This window comes from Oscillospiraceae bacterium, assembly GCA_025757685.1.
In the GTDB taxonomy this organism is placed as follows: domain Bacteria; phylum Bacillota; class Clostridia; order Oscillospirales; family Acutalibacteraceae; genus CAG-217.
Genome location: CP107220.1, coordinates 500,254 through 519,095 on the forward strand (window position 1 = coordinate 500,254; position 18,842 = coordinate 519,095).

The 18,842-nt window shown below is 54.2% G+C and carries 15 protein-coding genes and 1 other annotated feature; of the genes, 7 read left to right on the forward strand and 8 right to left on the reverse strand.

The genetic code is table 11. The annotated features are described in order from the left end of the window. Window positions 1-28: 28 nt before the first annotated feature. Window positions 29-1,471 (forward strand): MFS transporter, encoded by a 1,443-nt coding sequence (locus OGM59_02185; GenBank protein UYI91304.1) that lies wholly within the window; start codon window positions 29-31, stop codon window positions 1,469-1,471. Window positions 1,472-1,533: 62 nt separating this feature from the next. Here OGM59_02185 and OGM59_02190 read toward each other — a convergent pair whose 3' ends face one another. Continuing rightward, entirely contained in the window at window positions 1,534-2,931 is a 1,398-nt protein-coding gene (locus tag OGM59_02190; GenBank protein UYI91305.1) for an MATE family efflux transporter, read from the reverse strand. Window positions 2,932-3,440: 509 nt separating this feature from the next. Between OGM59_02190 and OGM59_02195 the strand changes: the two genes are divergently transcribed. Continuing rightward, window positions 3,441-6,527 (forward strand): DUF4981 domain-containing protein, encoded by a 3,087-nt coding sequence (locus OGM59_02195; protein ID UYI91306.1) that lies wholly within the window; start codon window positions 3,441-3,443, stop codon window positions 6,525-6,527. A gap of 20 nt (window positions 6,528-6,547) precedes the next feature. Then, on the forward strand, window positions 6,548-8,206 hold the full coding sequence (locus OGM59_02200) for an alpha-galactosidase (GenBank protein ID UYI91307.1): 1,659 nt from the start codon (window positions 6,548-6,550) through the stop codon (window positions 8,204-8,206). Between the two features lie 216 nt (window positions 8,207-8,422). On the opposite strand, the gene OGM59_02205 is transcribed toward OGM59_02200, so the two are convergent. The 7 genes from OGM59_02205 to OGM59_02235 form a co-directional block, all read right to left on the reverse strand. After that, window positions 8,423-10,090: a hypothetical protein gene (locus OGM59_02205; GenBank protein ID UYI91308.1), complete on the reverse strand. Its 1,668-nt coding sequence runs from the start codon at window positions 10,088-10,090 to the stop codon at window positions 8,423-8,425. Between the two features lie 202 nt (window positions 10,091-10,292). After that, window positions 10,293-10,586, reverse strand: coding sequence for a hypothetical protein (locus OGM59_02210; GenBank protein ID UYI91309.1), 294 nt, complete (start codon window positions 10,584-10,586; stop codon window positions 10,293-10,295). Window positions 10,587-10,604: 18 nt separating this feature from the next. Next, window positions 10,605-10,832 (reverse strand): IreB family regulatory phosphoprotein, encoded by a 228-nt coding sequence (locus tag OGM59_02215; protein UYI91741.1) that lies wholly within the window; start codon window positions 10,830-10,832, stop codon window positions 10,605-10,607. Between the two features lie 130 nt (window positions 10,833-10,962). Next, entirely contained in the window at window positions 10,963-13,362 is a 2,400-nt protein-coding gene (gene pheT / locus OGM59_02220; GenBank protein UYI91310.1) for a phenylalanine--tRNA ligase subunit beta, read from the reverse strand. 12 nt (window positions 13,363-13,374) lie between these two features. Then, the gene (gene pheS / locus OGM59_02225) at window positions 13,375-14,394 is read right to left on the reverse strand and encodes a phenylalanine--tRNA ligase subunit alpha (protein ID UYI91311.1); all 1,020 of its coding nucleotides are present in this window, start codon (window positions 14,392-14,394) and stop codon (window positions 13,375-13,377) included. A 70-nt stretch (window positions 14,395-14,464) separates the two neighbouring features. Beyond that, window positions 14,465-14,704 (reverse strand) — a binding site (T-box leader). A 102-nt stretch (window positions 14,705-14,806) separates the two neighbouring features. Beyond that, window positions 14,807-15,004: an OadG-related small transporter subunit gene (locus tag OGM59_02230; protein ID UYI91312.1), complete on the reverse strand. Its 198-nt coding sequence runs from the start codon at window positions 15,002-15,004 to the stop codon at window positions 14,807-14,809. Between the two features lie 12 nt (window positions 15,005-15,016). After that, window positions 15,017-16,150 (reverse strand): sodium ion-translocating decarboxylase subunit beta, encoded by a 1,134-nt coding sequence (locus OGM59_02235; GenBank protein ID UYI91313.1) that lies wholly within the window; start codon window positions 16,148-16,150, stop codon window positions 15,017-15,019. Between the two features lie 302 nt (window positions 16,151-16,452). Here OGM59_02235 and OGM59_02240 point away from each other — a divergent pair, with 302 nt between their 5' ends. The 4 genes from OGM59_02240 (at window position 16,453) to OGM59_02255 (ending at window position 18,827) form a co-directional block, all read left to right on the forward strand. Next, complete coding sequence (locus OGM59_02240; GenBank protein ID UYI91314.1) at window positions 16,453-16,815, forward strand: DNA-binding protein; 363 nt, start codon at window positions 16,453-16,455, stop codon at window positions 16,813-16,815. A gap of 23 nt (window positions 16,816-16,838) precedes the next feature. After that, window positions 16,839-18,236, forward strand: coding sequence for a signal recognition particle protein (gene ffh, locus OGM59_02245; protein ID UYI91315.1), 1,398 nt, complete (start codon window positions 16,839-16,841; stop codon window positions 18,234-18,236). 70 nt (window positions 18,237-18,306) lie between these two features. Continuing rightward, the gene (gene rpsP / locus OGM59_02250) at window positions 18,307-18,549 is read left to right on the forward strand and encodes a 30S ribosomal protein S16 (protein ID UYI91316.1); all 243 of its coding nucleotides are present in this window, start codon (window positions 18,307-18,309) and stop codon (window positions 18,547-18,549) included. Window positions 18,550-18,593: 44 nt separating this feature from the next. Next, complete coding sequence (locus OGM59_02255) at window positions 18,594-18,827, forward strand: KH domain-containing protein (GenBank protein ID UYI91317.1); 234 nt, start codon at window positions 18,594-18,596, stop codon at window positions 18,825-18,827. The last annotated feature ends 15 nt before the right edge of the window (window positions 18,828-18,842 follow it).

Sequence of the window (18,842 nt, forward strand, 5' to 3'; positions counted from 1 at the left end):
GCGGCATTTTTGAAGGGGGAATTTCTAAATGTCCGGCAAGACCATGGCTGCACCCGCAGTCGACCAAAAGCAGATTGGCACCGGCGAATTTATATGGTACATGGTGTCTGTGTTTTTCTATACCAATATGACCGGTATGGTGGGGCAGTACCGCAACAACTTTTTAGTGGATGTGGTGCAGATCAATCAGCACCAGGCGGCGCTGTTTAACACGCTGGTGAGCGTGGTGCCCTGGGTGCTGAACTTCTTTATTGTCATGTACATTGACGGCCGCGCCATTGGCAAGCGGGGCAAGTTCCGTCCGCTGGTCATGCTGGCGGCAGTGCCTATGGGGCTGTTGCTGTTTCTTAGTTTTTGGGTGCCCGGGGGCCTGACAGGCACGCTGTTGATGATCTATTTGTGTACCGTGGGCATTCTGTGGGGCGTGATGAACACCTTCGGCAATACCATCAACAACCTGGCTGTGGTGATGTCGCCTAACTTGCGTGAGCGGGACACGGTGATGTCATTCCGTGGCATTGTTTCTGCGGTGGGTAACTCTGCATCCTTGGTGATCATTTTAGTGCTGGGTCTGATCTGGAAAGACAATAAGGCACTGCAATTTATTCTTTGCGCCGCTCTGAGCGGCGTGATGGGCATTATCACTATGCTGGGCGGTATGCGTGCCACGCGGGAGCGCATTGCCTATGAGAATGAGCGCAAGAACCCAATGGAGGGCTTTGGCGACATTTTGCGTAACAAGTATGCCTGGACCATTATTGTGTCCGAATTCTTAAAGAGCTTTCGTGGCATTGCCAACTTTATGGGCACCTTCCTGGCAGCGGCGCTGCTGGGCGATTCCAGCAAGTTTCTGCTGTTCGGCTTGCCCACCGGTATCGGCACCGCTGTGGGTATGCTGGTTATCAACTTCCTGCTGAAGAAATTTGACTCCCGGGTACTGTATATTGCCAGCGGCATCTACTCACTGATTGCCAACACCGGCGCGTTCCTGATCGGTTACACCTACTTTAAGCAGGAAACTTCCGGTGGTCCGCTCCAAATCGTGTTTATCGTGTTCCTGTTCCTGATCGGCTTGCAGTTTGGTGCCTCCAATCTGCTGCCTAATATGTTCCAGGCAGATGTGCTGGAGGATATTGAGTTGAAGACAGGCAAGCGAATGGACGCCTCTTTGGGATTTGTCATCGGTATCTTTACCATGGTCAGCGGCACCGTTGCCGGTGCCCTGTCTCCGCTGATTCTGTACGGAGACAACTCTATTTGCGGCTATGTGCAGGGCATCCAGGACGGCACCCTGCAATCCCTGAAGACCAAGATCTGGATGTTGTTCTTCTACACCATCTTCCACGGTATTATGATGTTCCTGGCCGGTGTGCCCTTTTTCTTTTACAAGCTCACCGGTGCCCGCAAGGCAGAAATTCATGCAAAACTGCTGGAGCAGCGCAAAACCTACGATGTGGCGGCAGAAGATTAAAACAATAAAGAAACGCACCTTGCGATCCAACGATTGCAAGGTGCGTTTCCATTTGCCTTTTGTTATGCTGTTTTCGACTTCTCTTCTTCGTTGCCGTAGTGTAGCCAGTGACCTTTCCAGGTGTACAGTGCCATCAGCACTAAGCCGATTATCCAGGAGATGGGGTAGAGGATAAACACACCGTCGATGTTGTCATAATGGGGCACTGCCAGTTGGATCCAAATGATGCGGAAGATGCACATGGAAAACAGCAGTATGAGCATGGGCGGTATGCTTTTGCCGGTGCCACGCACAGTGCCTGCCAGCACATTCAGCGCACCCAGCAGTACATAGTAGGGGCAAAAGTATTTCATCGCCAACACACCGTAATGAATGGCGGCGCTGTCTGAGGTGAACAGCCGCATCACCGGGTGGGAGAACGTCAGCAGCAGCGCGCCGGTCAGTATGGTATAAACGGTGCTCATCAGCAGGGCGGTCCACATTCCGCTTTTGACCCGCTTTAGATTTCCTGCACCGTAGTTTTGGCCCACAAAGGTGGTCACTGCCATGCTGATACTCAGCACCGGCAATATGTTAAAGCCGTCCACCTTTAAGTAGGCGGTGAATCCGGCCATGGCCATAGCGCCGTAGTGGTTAACACTGGTTTGCACCAGCACATTGGAGAAGCTGATGACCATATTCTGTATGCCGGTAGGCAGCCCCACGCGAACAATGCGCCTGGCCATATCGCCGTCCAGGCACAGGCTTTTCACGCGGATTCTATAATCGGACTTTACCCGCAGCAGGTAGCTAACTGCCAGCAGGCAGGAGATCAGCTGGCTCACATCGGTAGCCACAGCGGCACCGGCTACGCCCATTTTGCACCCCTCAATAAGCACCAAGTCCAGTACAATGTTGGTCACGGAGGCGGCGCCCAGGTACAGCAGCGGGCGGCGGGAATTGCCGGCAGCGTTGAGAATACCGGTGGCCATATTGTACACCACATTAAAGAGGAAACCGCCGGCGTAAATGCGCAGGTACAGCACTGAGTCGTTCAGTACAGCGGTTGGGGTGTCCATGGCCACCAGCAGCACCCGGCTCAGAGCGATGCCGGCCCCGGTGAGTATTAGGCCTAGCAATAAGGCGATGGTGGCTGCCGTGTGGACTGCCCGGTGCACTCGCTTGGTATCGCCTGCACCTAAGAACTGGGAGATCACCACGCCGGCGCCTACGGACGCCCCTTGGGCAAAGGCGATCAGCAGGTTAATGAGTGCATTGCTGGAGCCAACGGCGGCCAGCGCATTGCTGCCTACGTAGTTGCCTACAATAATGGAGTCCACTGCGTTGTACATCTGTTGCAGCAGATTGCCCAGAATCAACGGCACGGCAAACACCAATAGCTGTTTCCAGATTTTGCCCTCGGTCATCAACATGGTGGCGCTGTTTTGTTTTTGATCCGAATTTACTCTTGTATCTTTCATAGTTGCCTCACTTCATCCGGCACTATTATACACCCGCATTTCTCATAGGTAAACCCTAGGGCAGGGGATAAAAACAGAGAGAGTGAAAAATTCGCTCTCTCTTTTCTTTATTATTTGTGCAGTTTTTCAGCTTGCTTGCTGCCTTTGTTTGCACTTTTTACCAGTGCCTTTGCCGGGGGATAGGGCCCCGGCCCGCCGCTTTTCGCAAGCAGTACGGCTGCACCCCGGCGCAGTACCGGCGAATTCACACGGACTGATTTTATTGGCCAAACAGTAGGGACCGGGCTTTATTTCTAAACTGTACAGCACATTTATTGCCTGATGGGCGACAGTGTCGTATAATAAAAGAGCAGATTGTCGGCGGTTCGACGGTCTGCTGTTTTTTTGCCCATTATCCCGGCGATTTGCGGATTTTGCATTGAAAAGTGCCGCCGTTTCCGTTATACTGTTATTAACCGCAGTTTGCCCTTTGGCCTGCGGCGGGGATTCTAAACATAAGGAGTAACAGTATGAACAAAGATATACCCATCTGGCAAGATATAGACACATTCAGTGTCAACACCGAGCGGCGCAGTGCCGCCGGCTTTCCAAGGGATGTCCACACCGGGGAAGAAAAGCGCCGGCTGCTGAATGGCATTTGGAAGTTTAAATTCCTGCCCGGCAGCGATCAGACGATAGAGGGCTATCAGAACCCGGAATTCGACCCCTTTAGCTTTGACGATTTAGAGGTGCCCTCCGAGTGGCAGATCAAGGGCTATGGCACCCCCATTTATACCAATATCAATTACCCTACGCCGATCTCAAAGATTAACATTCCCCATATTGACGACAAGAAGAATCCGCAGGGTCTGTATATTCGGGATTTTGATTTGACTGAAGAAGAGCTGGCGGATAATGTGTTCGTGCACTTCGGTGGGATTAACTCCTGTGGCGAGGTGTATATGAACGGCACCTTTGTGGGCTATTCCCAAGATACTTTTGACGAGACGGAGTACGATATAACCCGCTTTGTGCACCCGGGCAAGAACCGCTTGGCGGTGACAGTGCATCAGTTTTGCGATGGCAGCTACCTGGAGGATCAGGATATGTGGCGGCTGTCTGGTATCTTCCGGGATGTGAACCTGGTGTTCAAGCCCAAGACCTATATTCAGGATACTTATTTTTACAGCGAATTTGCAGAGGACTACAAGACGGCTCACTTCCGTATGCAGGTAGCTGTGGAGTGCCGGGGGACGGACTGCTCAGACGCCGCTTACCGGGTGCGTATTTTAGACGCAGACGGCAAAGCCGTAGGCCAAATGGAGGCTCGCTGCCCGGTGCTGGAGGATGGCTGCCGGGTTACGGTAGATACGGACTGCACCGTGGAGGCGCCCCATCTGTGGAGCCACGAGGATCCGTACCTATACACGGTAGAGACCACATTGCTGGTGGCCGGGGAGCCGGTAGACCTGCGTACCCATAAGTACGGCTTTAGAGAGGTGAAGATCGTCGGTTATAATCCGGACACCAAGCGGGGACCGTTCATTCTACTGAACGGCGTGCCGCTGAAGATCTGCGGCGTGAACCGCCATGATTTCCACCCGGATTACGGCCACGCCGTGCCGGAGCGTATGATTCGTTCCGACCTGGAGCTGCTTAAGCGCAGCAATATCACCAATGTGCGCACCTGCCATTATCCCAATTCCCGCCGGTTCTATGAGCTGTGCGACGAGATCGGCATTTTGGTTATGAGCGAGAACAACCTGGAGACCCACGGTCTGGCCCAGCAAATTCCTGCCAGCAATCCCCAGTGGAGCGCCCAGTGCTGCTATCGAATGACCAATATGGTCAATTCCTTTAAGAACCACAGCTGTATTCTCTTCTGGTCCTTGGGCAATGAAAGCGGCAACGGCAAGGCGTTCCCGGATATGAAGCGAGCTGCCCAGCAGATTGACCGCACCCGGCCCTTCCACTATGAGCCGGACGCCCATTTGGAAACCAGCGATCTGTTCAGCGAGATGTATACCGTGCAGACGGAGATGAAAGAAATCGGCGAGAACAAACCCCATATCCACAGCCGCGCGCTTTGGAACGGCGGTATGGGCTATCGCCTGACTCCGGAGATGTACCGGGATAAGCCCTTTATCGAGTGCGAGTATGCCCACGCCATGGGCAACTCCATGGGTAACTTCTCCGATTATTGGAATGATTTTAAGAAGTACGACCGGCTGGCCGGCGGCTATATTTGGGACTTTGCGGACCAGGCCATTCGTACCAAGACCAAGGATGGCAAGGACAAGTGGAACTACGGCGGCGACTTTGGCGACAAGCCCAACGACGGCAATTTTGCCTTTAACGGTGTGTTCCGCGGCGACCGTTCACCCAACCCTCATTATTATGAGGTGGTTAAGTGCTACCAGCAGGCGGACTTTACCCGGGTGGGTAACACCTTGCAGATTGTCAATCGGTTTATGTTTACACCCTTGAGCGCCTTTGCCCTGCGGCTGACCTTGTCCGATGAGAGCGGCGTGTTGCAAGAGGAGACCATGGACCTGCCGGCAGCGGGCCATTTGGAGAAGGTGACGATTGATATTCCCTTTGACCTAAATACCAAGAGTGAGCAGCTGCTGGACGCTTATTTAATTCTGAAGGCGGACGCCATGCACCTGCCTGCCGGTCACCTGATGGCCAGAGAGCAGTTTGTGCTGGGACAGTACGATTTCTCTGTGAAGAAGGAGACGCCCGCAGCAATCAGCCTGTGCAAGCGGGCAGACGCCTATGTGGTCAGCGGCGATCATTTCAGTCTGGCTGTATCTAAGAAAACCGGCGAGCTGAGCTCTTATGAACTGGACGGTCGGGAGTGCCTGCGCAGCGGCGTGCGCCCCTGCTTTGGCCGTGCCAATATTGACAATGAGCGCATTGCCCAAATTCCCTTTGACTTTGTGCGCACCCTGATCGGGCTGAATGCCTTTAAGAACGCCGGCAAGGCTATGATCCCGCTGGAGGTAACAGCCACGCAAGGCAAAGATGCGGTGAAGATCACCGTGCGCTGGCTGTGCCGCTACCTGGATCAGGTAGAGACCACCTATGTGGTGCTGCCGTCCGGCCGGGTACTGGTGACCCAGACCTGTCGCAATATTGTACCCATGGATCTGCCCCGTTACGGCATTACCTTCCAGCTGATGTCCGGGGAGGACGGCGTGACCTATTACGGTAAAGGCCCCCACGAGAATTATTGCGACCGCAAGACCGGCGCGTACCTGGGCGTGTATCACTTTAAGAGCGCCGAGGACTTTATCCACGACTACCTGTATCCGCAGGAGAACGGCAACCGCTGCGATGTGCGCTGGCTGGAAGTGGGCAGCGATGTGAAGCTGCGGGTAGACGCTGTGGGTCGTGCTTTTGAGGCCGGCGTGCACCCCTACACCCTGGAGGAACTGGACGCAGCCAAGCATTCCTGCGACCTGCCCCGCCATGATTACCTGACGGTGAATATTGACGGCGGCCAGCAGGGTGTTGGCGGCGATGTGCCTGCTGTGGCTACCTTAAAGCCCCAGTATAAGCTGCCGAAAATGCAGACCTTGACCCTGCGCTGCGCACTGCAATTCAAAAAATAATGATTGGAGAGAACCGCCCCATGACCTTTTCCTACCACATTGATTATAAGCTGGGCAGCACCGTAAAGACGGCCACCGGCAGTAACGAGGACCTGCTTTTGCAGGTGCGGGAGAGCGACCACCGCTTGCAGGTGACTTTGCACCCCACCGCGCCCATACAGGTACGCAGTTTTATTCTGGAGCTGCCGTTCCTGTTTACCCCGGCCAGTCGCTTTATGGCCAACGGCTTTCAGTCCTGGACGGACAGCCGGGAATTCGGCCCCACGGAGCGCATGCCCGGGCTGGGCACCGTTGGCAAATCGCCCATCGGCCGCCGCTTGGGTATGCAGTATACCGGCGATTATACCTTTGTACCGGAGGAAAAGCAGGCGGGCGTGTTCCATTCTCACGGCTTTGCCTATGTGCGCACCGGCGACATGCTGGACTTTATCGGCTCCCTGACGGACCGCACCGGTTTTACCGTTATTACGGCGGATATGAACCGCAATGTGTTGGCAGTGTCTAAGGATCTGGAGGGTCTGATGCTCACGGAGGATTATCCGGTGCTGGATCTCTATATGCAGCAGGGGCATTATGACGCGGTATTTGACGGCTACTTTGCCGCCTTGGGCGTACACCCCCGCCAAACGGAAAAGCTACGGGGCTATACCTCCTGGTACAACTATTACAGCAATATCAATCACAATATCATCATGCATGATCTGCGGGCCATTGCCCCCTGCGCCGGGGTCAATACCTTCCAGGTGGATGACGGCTACCAGACCGCCGTGGGCGACTGGCTGTCTGTGGACAGCAAGAAGTTTCCCTTCGGTATGCGCCGGGTGGCGGATGCGGTTCATCAGCGCGGGCTGAAAGCCGGGCTGTGGCTGGCGCCTTTTGCGGTGCAAAAGAATGCCTATTTGGCAAAGAAGCACCCGGGCTGGCTGGTGGCAGACAAAAAGGGCAGCCCCTTGATGGTGGGCGCCAACTGGGGCGGCTTTTATGCCCTGGATATTTATCATAAGGAAGCCCGGGCGTATATTAAGCAGGTGTTTCAAACGGTGCTGCATACCTGGGGCTTTGATATGGTGAAGCTGGACTTTTTGTACGCCGCTTCCGTTAAGCCCTTGTACGGCAAGACCCGCGGCCAGGTGGCGTATGACGCCATGGAGCTGCTGCGGGAGTGCGTGGGCGAGGATAAGCTGCTGCTGGCTTGCGGCGCACCGATGCTGCCCAGCTTTGGCGTGGCGGACTATATGCGCATCGGTGCAGATATGGCCCTCAGCTGGCCTCATTTAGCCCGGCGCCGCCAAATGCACCGGGAGGATGTGTCTACACCCAATGCGGTGCTCAACAGCGTGTATCGCCGTGGGCTGAACGGTCGTGCGTTCCTGAACGACCCGGATGTGTTCTTGCTACGGCGCAACAATATCAGCTTTACCCCGGAGCAGCAGGCGCTGCTGGCTAAGTTTATTCAGCTGTTTGGTGGCGTGCTCTTCACCTCGGACGATGTGAGCACCTATAAGCCGGAGCAGGCCAGTCTGTTTGCCGATACTCTGGCCGATACCGCCACTTTAACGGATGTGAGCCAGGAGGGCGATGTGCTCACTGTGCGGTATACCCAGAGCGACCGCCCCTGTACCATGCAGTTCAATGTGTACACCGGCCAGATCTTCGCCTTCGGCGCAGACGAAAAGTGATTACAGTTTCATACAAAAAATACGGCTCTCCTTGTAAAAAGGGGAGCCGCTATTTTTGCCACTTTGCCTCCCTTGTAAAGGGAGGTGAACCGCTGTAGGCGGTGGAGGGATTGGTAAGTAGGGGCCGATGCCTACATAGGCCCGCAACTTTTTCGAATTTTGGGTAAAAAAATGCCCCCTTGCTTATGCAAGGGAGCGCTGGTTTAAGTATAGATATTATTTTGCGGCTGTGTCGTTCTTCTTTTTGGCAAACAGAGCGTACATGGCAAAGAGCAAGCCGGAGGCGGCCAGACCGGAGCCGCCCACTGCCAGGCTCCAATGGGCACCGGTGGCAGGGGACTTCATAGCTGCAGTCGCGGTGTTCTTGGGATTGGTGTTCTTCGTACCGCTGTTGTTTGTGCTCTTGCCGGCGCTAAAGGGTACAATGTTTTGCTTCTCGTCCGTATTGACAAACTGGCCGTTGCCGGTGGCGGCTTTTACTGCCTGCACAGACTGCTTTTTCTCCGGGTTGGTGATCAGTCCGGCCAAGAATTTGGTGGCTTGGCTGTCGTACCAGAAGTTTACATGGGCCACGCCCTTAAAGAACCAGGTGTTGTTGGGGAGCAAACAGGTGGCGGCGTCTACAATACGGTCCGGCGACACATGGGCGCCGGTGCGCTTCAAGGTCTTGCCGTAGTCCGCCGTGGTGGCTCCCACGGAAGCGTATTTGGTGTCGATGAGAATATCTGTCTGATTGGCATACGCAGAGTTAATGGGAATATTGGGCAGGCCGTAGTTGGCTACGATCACCACATCGGTGCCGGCCTTTTGCATGGCTTTCAGATTGCCGGGCAGGCGCTTTTGCACCTTATGATAGCGGGTGATCTTCTTATACAGGCCGCTGCTTTGGTCTAAAAAGCCGATGGCGGTCATGGCATCCACGCTGTCGTCAAAATCATCATAGGGGATAAACTCCCACAGCATGGGAATGCAGCCGAACACCGGGTAAAAGATCTCGTTATACACACGCTCCACCAGTGCAGGGTCCTCTGCTACTTTGGTCAAAAAGTCACACAGGTAGCTCACATTCAGGCTGTTTGCCAGCCGGTTCAGCTGGCTAAAGTCAAAGTCCAGGTTATGGTAAGAGGTGGTCACCCGGTCTAAATATTTCTTGACCACATCCGCGTCAAACAGCAGATCTTGGCAAAACAGCTTGGTGACGGACACGCCGGTGAGCGCCCCGTTGATCATCACCAGACGGCGGATGTCACCCCGATTGCCGTACTGATCTATGTAGGCGCTGAGGATCACCGTGCCCTCTGAACTGCCGATCAGGGTCACTTGCTTTTTACCGGTTTTGGCTTTGACCTGACTCACAAAGTCGGCCAGCTTGGCAGCCGTTTCGCAGGCGTCCAGTCGCCAATCGTAGTTAAAGGCAAACACTTTGTCTGCGCCGATATTCTGCGCCACTTGGCGGCAAATGGCCGGCTCGTTGCTGGTGCCGGACAGGTAGCCCGGGTGGTTTTTCAGACTGTCGGTCCAGTAGTTGGCGATGCCTACATTGTAAAGACTGTTGCCGTCCTCATCGCAGGCGATGTTGCGGTAGTCGTTCATCAGATCGGCGATTTGGTCAATGACGGCGTTCGGGTCCGTTTGCTTGCCGCCGACGGCAGCCAGCACATTTTGGATGAGTCCGCCGCGGGTGAGCAGACTTTTGGCGTCAAACACGCCCACTTGCTGCTCATCCTCCGTGCCCGGATTTAGGTACAGGCCGGAGCCGCCCATGCCGTGCACAGAGATTACCGGTGTGGCGCCGTTGTCCTTGGCGAAGGCCGCGCCGGCGCAGGAACACACCAGCACCAGTGCCAGCAGACCGCACAATAGGCTGCGTAAATTCTTCTTCATATCCAGTTGCCCCTTCCGTTGCAAAAGTGCGTAAAATTACCCTTATCTTAATTATAAGTTGTTGATCCGGTGAAGTCAATTCACATATTGCATAAAAAAACGCCCCCGCCCTTGTGCAATCCGCAATAAGGGCAGGCCGTCGGAAACAGGCAATAAAGAAAACCGAGTGCAAACTGCACTCGGTTCTTTTGGTTACTTGGGATTACGCGTTTTTCTTTAAGGCTCTTTCCAGCCAAACGGCACCCAGATCCAGCGCGTTGAACAGGCCGGTCTTTTCGCTCTTTTTGACCACCTGCTCTTTGGGCGAGATCTGCTCGTCCGTATTCAGCAGCTGAATGATCACTTTGTCGGCAATGGTTTGGTCGCCCTGCTTCTTCTCACTCTGTACCTTCAGGCACACAACGAACGGGTCGGCCATACTGCCGTAGTAAATGGTGTTGCCGCAGCGTACCAGCGGTCTGCCTTTGTATTCCAAGAATTCGCCTTTCTTCGCCAAGGGAACGCCTCCTTCGTTTTAATCTAAGTAGGACTTTACCATAGCGGCCAACAACTCGTCCCGGTCGATCCGGCGGATCAGGCTGCGGGCATTGTTGTGGGTGGTGATGTAGGTGGGATCCTCAGACAGCAGATAGCCTACGATCTGGTTAATGGGATTGTACCCCTTTTCCCGCAGGGCGTCAAACACCTGGGTTAAGGTATCCTTCATAACATCCTCTTTTTCATCACCGATTCTAAATGTCATGGTCTTATCTGTCACGGTAAAGTCACCTCCGTACACATCATTATATACATTTTTTGAAATAATTACAATATTAAAATGCAAAAATTCCAATATTCCGGTCAAATTACCAGGCAGTTGTCCGTTTTTTCGGTCAACTCCGCAGGCTGATGCCCATTTTGTCCAGGGCTTTGACCACCCGCTTCATGGCAGCGTCGGCTTCATCATCGGTAAGGGTGCGGTCGTGGGCGCGCATACGAATGTTAAACGCCACGCTCTTTTTGCCCTTTTCAATCTGCTCACCCTGATACACATCAAAGAGCTTGACGCTCTCCAGGGTTTTGCCTACGGCCTCGCCGATGGCGCGCTGCAACTTCAGCACCGGGATCTCCTTGTCGCATACAAAGGCCAGGTCCCGGTTGCTGGCCGGGTACTTGGGCAGGGGCTTGTGGGTGCGGGTGCCGCTCTCGTTCTCATAAGCGGTGTTCACATCCAGCTCCGCCAGATAAACCCGGGTGCCAATGGCGTAGTTCTCTGCCACGGTGGGGTGCACTTCGCCCAGGGTAGCCAGCACCTTGCCGTCCATGGTGAAGGCGGCGGTACGGCCCGGGTGGAAGGTGGGGTTATCTTTTACCGGCTCCACATCGTAGTGATCCACATGCAGGCAGTCCAGCAACTTCTCCACAATGCCTTTCAGCGCAAAGAAGTCTGCGCCGTTGCCGTACATACCGATGGTGACCTTTTGACTCTCGATGGGCAGTTTGTCCGGGGTTGTGGGGGTGTAAACGGTGCCCATCTCGTACATACAAGCGGCCTCCGTCTTGTGGTTGTAGTTAAAGGACAGCACATCCAGCATAGAGGGCAGGATGGTGGTGCGCATAATACTGGTGTCCTCGCCCAGGGGGTTCAGGATTACAATGGAGTTGCGCAGTTCGCTGTCCGGGGGCAGACAGATCTTGTCATAAGCTTTGGGGCTGATAAAGCTAAAGGTGGATACCTCGGTGCAGCCGCAGGCCAGCAGCGTGTTGCCCAGCTTGCGCTCAAAGGACTGGCGGTGGGTCAGCTTGCCGTTGGCGGCGCCTTGCAGCATGTGGTTGGGAATGTTGTGGAAGCCGTAGAACCGGGCCACTTCTTCCGCCAGGTCTGCCAGGTGCTCAATATCATTGCGGAAGGTGGGAGCATAGACCTTGCCGTCGCGCACATCAAATTCGATCTTCTTCAGAATATCGATCATCTGCTGCTCGCTGAGATCAAAGCCGATGAACCGATTGATCCACTGGTAGTCCCAGTCCACGGTGACCTGCTCTTTGACTTTCTTGCAGCAGTCCACCACGCCGTCTACCACATCGCCGGCGTCCAGCAGCTGTACCAGTTGAAGGGCACGCTTTAAGGCGCGCATGGTTTGGTTGGGATCCAGCTCTTTCTCGTACCGGGCAGAGGCCTCGGTGCGCATACCCAACGCCTTGGCGGTGCGGCGCACGCAGGTGCCGTTAAAGCAGGCGGACTCAAATACGATGGTGGTGGTGTCGTCCATAATACCGCTGTATTCGCCGCCCATTACGCCGGCAACGGCCACAGGCTTCTCTGTATCGGCAATCACCAGCATATTCTCCGTCAGCTCCCGGGTCTCGCCGTCCAGGGTAGTGATGGTCTCGCCGGCCTTGGCGTTACGCACATTCACTGTGTTGCCTACCAGGTAACGCAGGTCAAAGGCGTGCATGGGCTGGCCGTACTCCAGCATCACATAGTTGGTAATATCTACAATGTTGCTGATGGGGCGCACGCCGCAGGCACGCAGTCGCTCCCGCAGCCAGCGGGGTGACTCCTTGACCCGCACATTCTCTACTACAGCGCCGGTGTAACGGTAGCACTTTTCGCCGTCTTCAATATGCACTTGCAGCAGGTCGTTTACATTGCCGTGGCCGGGCTTTACTTCCGGCTCCGGCAAGGTGAAAGGCCGGTCAAAGGTGGCCGCTGCCTCACGGGCCAAACCGGTTACGGACAGGCAGTCGCACCGGTTGGAGGTGATCTCAAACTCAACGCAGGTGTCGTCATAGCCGATGGCTTTGTGAATATCCATGCCCAGGGTCTTGTCGCAGTCGTCCCCCAGTACAAAAATGCCGTCGGCGCAGGCGTAAGGGAAGTCGTTTTGGGTCAAACCCAGTTCGTCAAAGGAGCACAGCATACCGGCAGAAGCAACCCCCCGCAGCTTGCCCTTTTTGATTTTTTCTAACTTATGGTCTTTGCGGTTGATCACCGTAGCGCCCACCAGTGCCACCGGCACAATGTCCATGGGCTTTAAGTTCTGGGCGCCGGTGACGATTTGCAGCGGCTGATCGTCGCCTACGGACACTTGGCACACCCACAGGTGGTCGGAGTCCGGGTGTTTCTCCATAGAAAGAACCTGGCCCACAACTACATTTTCAATGTCGCTGCCTTCCACTTCATACCCCTCCACCTTGGAGCCGGACAGGGTCATTTCGTCGCAAAAGGTCTTGTTGTCAATATCGGTTAGGTCCACATAATCGTTGGCCCATTTTCTGGATAAAATCATATTTGCACCTCCTTAAAACTGGGACAGAAAACGCATATCGTTCTCATACAGCAAACGCATATCGTCAATATTAAAGCGGAACAGCACCAGTCGCTCCAGGCCTACGCCAAAGGCAAAGCCGCTGTATACATCCGGGTCTACGCCGCCGTTTTTCAACACCTTGGGGTGCACCATGCCGCCGCCGAGGATCTCGACCCAGCCTTCGCCCTTGCAGAAGGGACAGCCCTTGCCGCCGCACTTAAAGCAGCTGACATCAATTTCGCAGCTGGGCTCTGTAAAGGGGAAGTGGTGGGGACGCAGGCGGATTTTTGTATCCTCGCCGTACAGCCGCTTGGCAAAGGTCTCCAGCGTGCCTTTCAGGTCTGCCATGGTAATGCCCTTGTCTACCACCAAGCCCTCGATCTGGTGGAACAGGGGAGAGTGGGTGGCATCTACCGCGTCGGAGCGGAATACACGGCCCGGGGCAATGATTCGAATGGGGGGCTGCGTTTTTTCCATTACACGGATCTGTACCGGAGAAGTTTGGGTTCGCAGTACGATGTTGTCATTGATATAAAAGGTGTCCTGGGTGTCTCTGGCCGGGTGGTCTTTGGGGATGTTCAGTGCCTCAAAGTTGTAGTAGTCGTACTCCACCTCCGGACCCTCGGCAATGTCAAAGCCCATGCCCATAAAGATGTCCTTGATTTCGTCCAAAACGATGGACAGCGGGTGTTTGTAGCCGATCTGTGGCAGGGTGCCGGGCATGGTCACATCCAGCGTTTCCTCAGCCAGCCGCTTCTCCTGGGCTGCCTTTTTGATCTCTGCGGACTTGTTGGCGATGGTGTCCTCAATGTCCTTGCGAATTTCGTTTGCCAGTTGGCCGATCACCGGGCGCTCCTCGGCAGACAGCTTGCCCATCTGCTTCAAAATAGCGGTCAGCTCGCCTTTTTTGCCCAAGTACTGAATACGGGCTTTTTCCAGCTGTTCGGCGCTGTCAAAGGAGGCCAGTGCTTCTTTGGCGGCCCGGCGGATTTGTTCCAGTTGTGCTTTCATCTTCGTATCCTTTCTTTCATTCTGTATTGCTCGCGGCAGTGTGCAAATAAAAAACGACTTGCCCCGTTCGTATAGGGACAAGTCGGAATTACCTGCGGTACCACCCTGTTTTTTGCAAGTTGGCAAGTGCCAATCGGAGCAAACACTCTTTGAGCCTGATAACGGTACTCACACCGTTCTTGCCTACTGTGGTTCAGCAAAACCGCTCGGAAGGGAACTTCACGCAGGCTGCTGTGCTGCGGCTTTCAGCCGGGACCGCGACTCTCTAAACAGCAGGGGGAGCGCTACTTTTCTTCGTCATAGCGTTTGAATTTGCCTATATTATACAATAGACCGTCGCATTTTGCAACCCTGTTTTTTGCACAGAAAAAGCGCCCGGACTTGCCGAGCGCCTTTGGGTTTCATTTTGTTTTTATTTCTCGTCCTTGTCGTCCTTCTTCTTCTTTTTGGAAAAGGCTTTGTTCAGCCCATAGGTGACAAGAATGATCACGCCGATCACGATAAAGATGCCGATCATACCGAAGAGCATATCCGGCAGGGTGGTTTTCCAGGACTGGGCGTTGATGGCCATGGTAACCACAGCCAGCAGAGAAGCAAATAAAGTCTGCATATCTTATCCTCCTTACGATACCAGGGTCAGGATCAGGCCGCCGGCAATAACGGAGGCGATCTGGCCGGAAACATTGACGCTGATGGAGTACATCAACAGGAAGTTCTGCGGGTCCTCTTTCAGGCCCATTTGGTTGACCACACGCCCGCTCATGGGGAATGCGGAGATACCGGCTGCACCGATCATGGGGTTGATTTTCTTCTCCTTGGGCAGGAACAGATTGATGAATTTGGCAAACATCACGCCGCCTACGGTATCAAAGATGAAGGCAACCAGACCCAGACCCAGAATCATCAGGGTCTGCCAGGATACAAAGTCCTGATAGTGCATTTTGGCAGCGACGGTCAGACCCAGCAGGATTGTAATAATGTTGGCAAAGGCGTTCTGCGCCGTCTCAGACAGCTGGTTGAGCACGCCGCACTCGCGGATCAGGTTACCGAACATCAGGAAGCCTACCAGTGCAACGGACTTAGGTGCCACCAAACCGGCAACGGCAGTTACCACGATGGGGAACACAATCTTGGTGGTTTTGCTTACATCGCCTGCATGGTATTTCATACGGATCAGGCGCTCTTTCTTGGAAGTTACGGCCTTGATCACCGGCGGCTGGATAATGGGCACCAGTGCCATATAAGAGTACGCAGCCACCATAATGGCGCCCAGATACTTGGAATGCAGTGTATTGGCCACAAAGATGGAAGTGGGGCCGTCGGCAGCGCCGATAATGGCGATGGACGCGGCGTCGTTAATATCAAAGAAGAAGCCGGCCACAAAGAAAGTGAAGAAAATACCGAACTGGGCGGCCGCACCGAAGAGCATCAGCCACGGGTTCTTCAGCAGCGGGCCAAAGTCGATCATGGCGCCGATACCGATAAACAGCAGCAGCGGGAACAGCTCGTTGGCAATGCCTGCATCGAACAGTACGGATATGGGGCCTTCCTCCGCCCCGGCTTGGGTAATGGCGCCGCTGAGGGGCAGATTCACCAAAATGGTGCCGAAGCCCATGGGCAGCAGCAGGGTGGGTTCCATTTCCTTCTTAATGGCAAGGTAGACCAGCACGCCGCCAACCACCCACATCACGATCATACGGGGATCAATGTTGCCGAAGTTGGAGAACAGCGCTGCAAATTCATGCAATGGATTCATGTACAGTACCTCCGTGTTTTTTGGACTTTGACTATTATAATGTATTAGGCGACAGCTTGTCAATGATTTGTATCGATTTTGTAAACAAATTGTGTCTTTTGCTTTGTCGGCGCGCACCACTATCCGGTGGGGTGGCGCTTTTGCGGTGCACTATAGCTTGTGTCAAGCGCTTTTTTCGTAAATTTTGTTGCAAAAAATATGCAGAGAGCGGTTGACAAGGCGGCCCGGTTTTAGTATAATACCCCTTGCTGTAAAGAACTTTCACTTTACAGCGCAAGAGACTAAGAAAGGGGAGGGCGTCCTTGGCAAAGAATTTGGAAGTTTCTTTTTTGCTGGATTTTTACGGCGAAATGTTGACCCAAAAGCAGCACGATTTTTTGGTGTATTACTATGACGAGGACCTTTCGCTTTCTGAGATCGCAGAGAATGAGGGCATTACCCGTCAGGGCGTGCGCGACGCCATCAAGCGGGCGGAGAACCAGCTGTTTGAGATGGAGAGTCGCTTGGGTCTGGCTAAGAAGTTCGAGACCCTGAAGAAGGGACTGGAAGAAATCGAGCAGTGCGCCGAGGCCATTAATGCGTACAATCTGTCGCACACACTGTCCCGGGAGATCAACGACAATGTGGCCCGGATCAAGGCCCTGACCGCTTATCTTTGCGAATGATAAAAAGAACGGAAGTGTAGAACTTGGCATTTGAAGGGCTCAGCGAACGGCTGGAAAATTCATTTAAAAAGCTGCGTGCCAAGGGCAAGCTTACAGAGTCCGATGTAAAGGAAGCTATGCGCGAGGTGCGTATGGCGCTCCTGGAGGCGGATGTCAACTATAAGGTGGCCAAGGAGTTCACCGCCAAGGTGACCCAGCGTGCCATCGGTGCGGATGTGATGGAGTCCCTGACCCCCGGCCAAATGGTCATCAAGATCGTCAACGAGGAGTTAACGGAGTTGATGGGCGGCACGGAGTCCCGGTTGGCCATTGCCAATCACCCGCCGACGGTTGTGATGATGTGCGGCTTGCAGGGCAGCGGTAAAACCACCCATTCTGCCAAACTGGCAAAGAAGTTGAAGAAAGAAGGGCACCGACCCTTGCTGGTGGCCTGCGACGTGTATCGACCCGCAGCCATTAAGCAGTTGCAGGTGGTAGGCGCCCAGGTGGATGTGCCTGTGTTTGAAATGGGCACGGAGAACCCGGTGACCATTGCCGGTGAGGCAGTAAAGTACGCGCGGGATCACGGCAACGACTATGTGCTGCTGGATACCGCCGGTCGTCTGCATGTGGACGAGGCGCTGATGGCGGAGCTGCAAAACATTCGCTCCACTGTTCACCCGCACGAGATTTTGCTGGTGATTGACGCCATGACCGGTCAAGACGCTGTGAATGTGGCCAAGAGCTTTAACGAGGCATTAGGCATTGACGGTGTGATTCTGACAAAGCTGGACGGTGACACCCGCGGCGGTGCGGCGCTGTCTGTGCGAGCCGTGACCGGCAAGCCGATTAAATTCATCGGCACCGGCGAAAAGCTGGACCAGCTGGAGACTTTCCACCCCAGTCGTATGGCCTCCCGTATTTTGGGTATGGGCGATGTGCTTTCCCTCATTGAACGGGCAGAGATGAGCCTGGACGAGAAAAAGGCGGCAGAGCTGGAACGCAAGCTGGCGAAGAATAAGTTTGATCTGAACGATCTTTTGGATCAGTTCGACCAGATCGAGCGCATGGGCTCCCTGCGTGACACCATTAAGATGCTGCCCGGTATCGGCTCCAAGATTAAGGACGAGGACATTGACGAGGGCGCGTTTAACCGCTTCCGCTCCATTATCTACTCTATGACCGTGGAGGAGCGCACCAAGCCGGAGATCATCAATCCTTCTAGAAAGCGGCGTATCGCCGCCGGCTGCGGTATGCAGGTGGAGGATGTGAACCGGCTGCTTTCCCAGTTTAAGCAGATGCAAAAGATGGTCAAGCAGTTTGGCGGCGGCAAGGGCGGCCCCAAGATGAGTAAGAAAATGCGCCGCATGATGAGCCAAAACCCGGAGATGGCCCAGCGTATGATGGGCAAAAACGGCGGCTCTAACCCCTTTGGGTTCTAACTTTATCTATTGCCAAAAGCATTTTGGTTATATAAATTCATTATTACTTATTTTTACGGAGGTAACAAAAATGGCAGTAAAAATCAGACTGCGCCGCATGGGCGCAAAGAAGGCACCGTTCTATCGTGTAGTTGTGGCAGATTCCAGATATCCCCGCAACGGTCGCTTCATTGAGGAGATCGGCACTTACAACACCATGGTGGATCCCGCTGAGGTGAAGATCGACGGCGAGAAGGCAAAGAAGTGGATCGCCAACGGCGCACAGCCCACTGACACTGTGAAGGCTATTCTGAAGAAGGAAGGCATTTTATAATTAGTTCTTTGCCCATTTGCAAGAACTAATATGGAGGTGTTTTCTTGGAAGAACTATTGGTAGCCATCACCCGTGGTTTGGTGGATCAGCCGGACGCTGTCACGGTAGAGGTGGATCAGCCGGACGATGAGGGTGTGATCGTGTATCACCTGCATGTTGCAGAGAGTGATATGGGTCGGGTCATCGGCAAGCAGGGTCGTATTGCAAAGGCCATCCGCGTGGTTATGCGCGCTGCCGCCACCCGCTGCGACGAGAAAATTGCGGTGGAGATCGACTGATCAAAAGCGTAAACA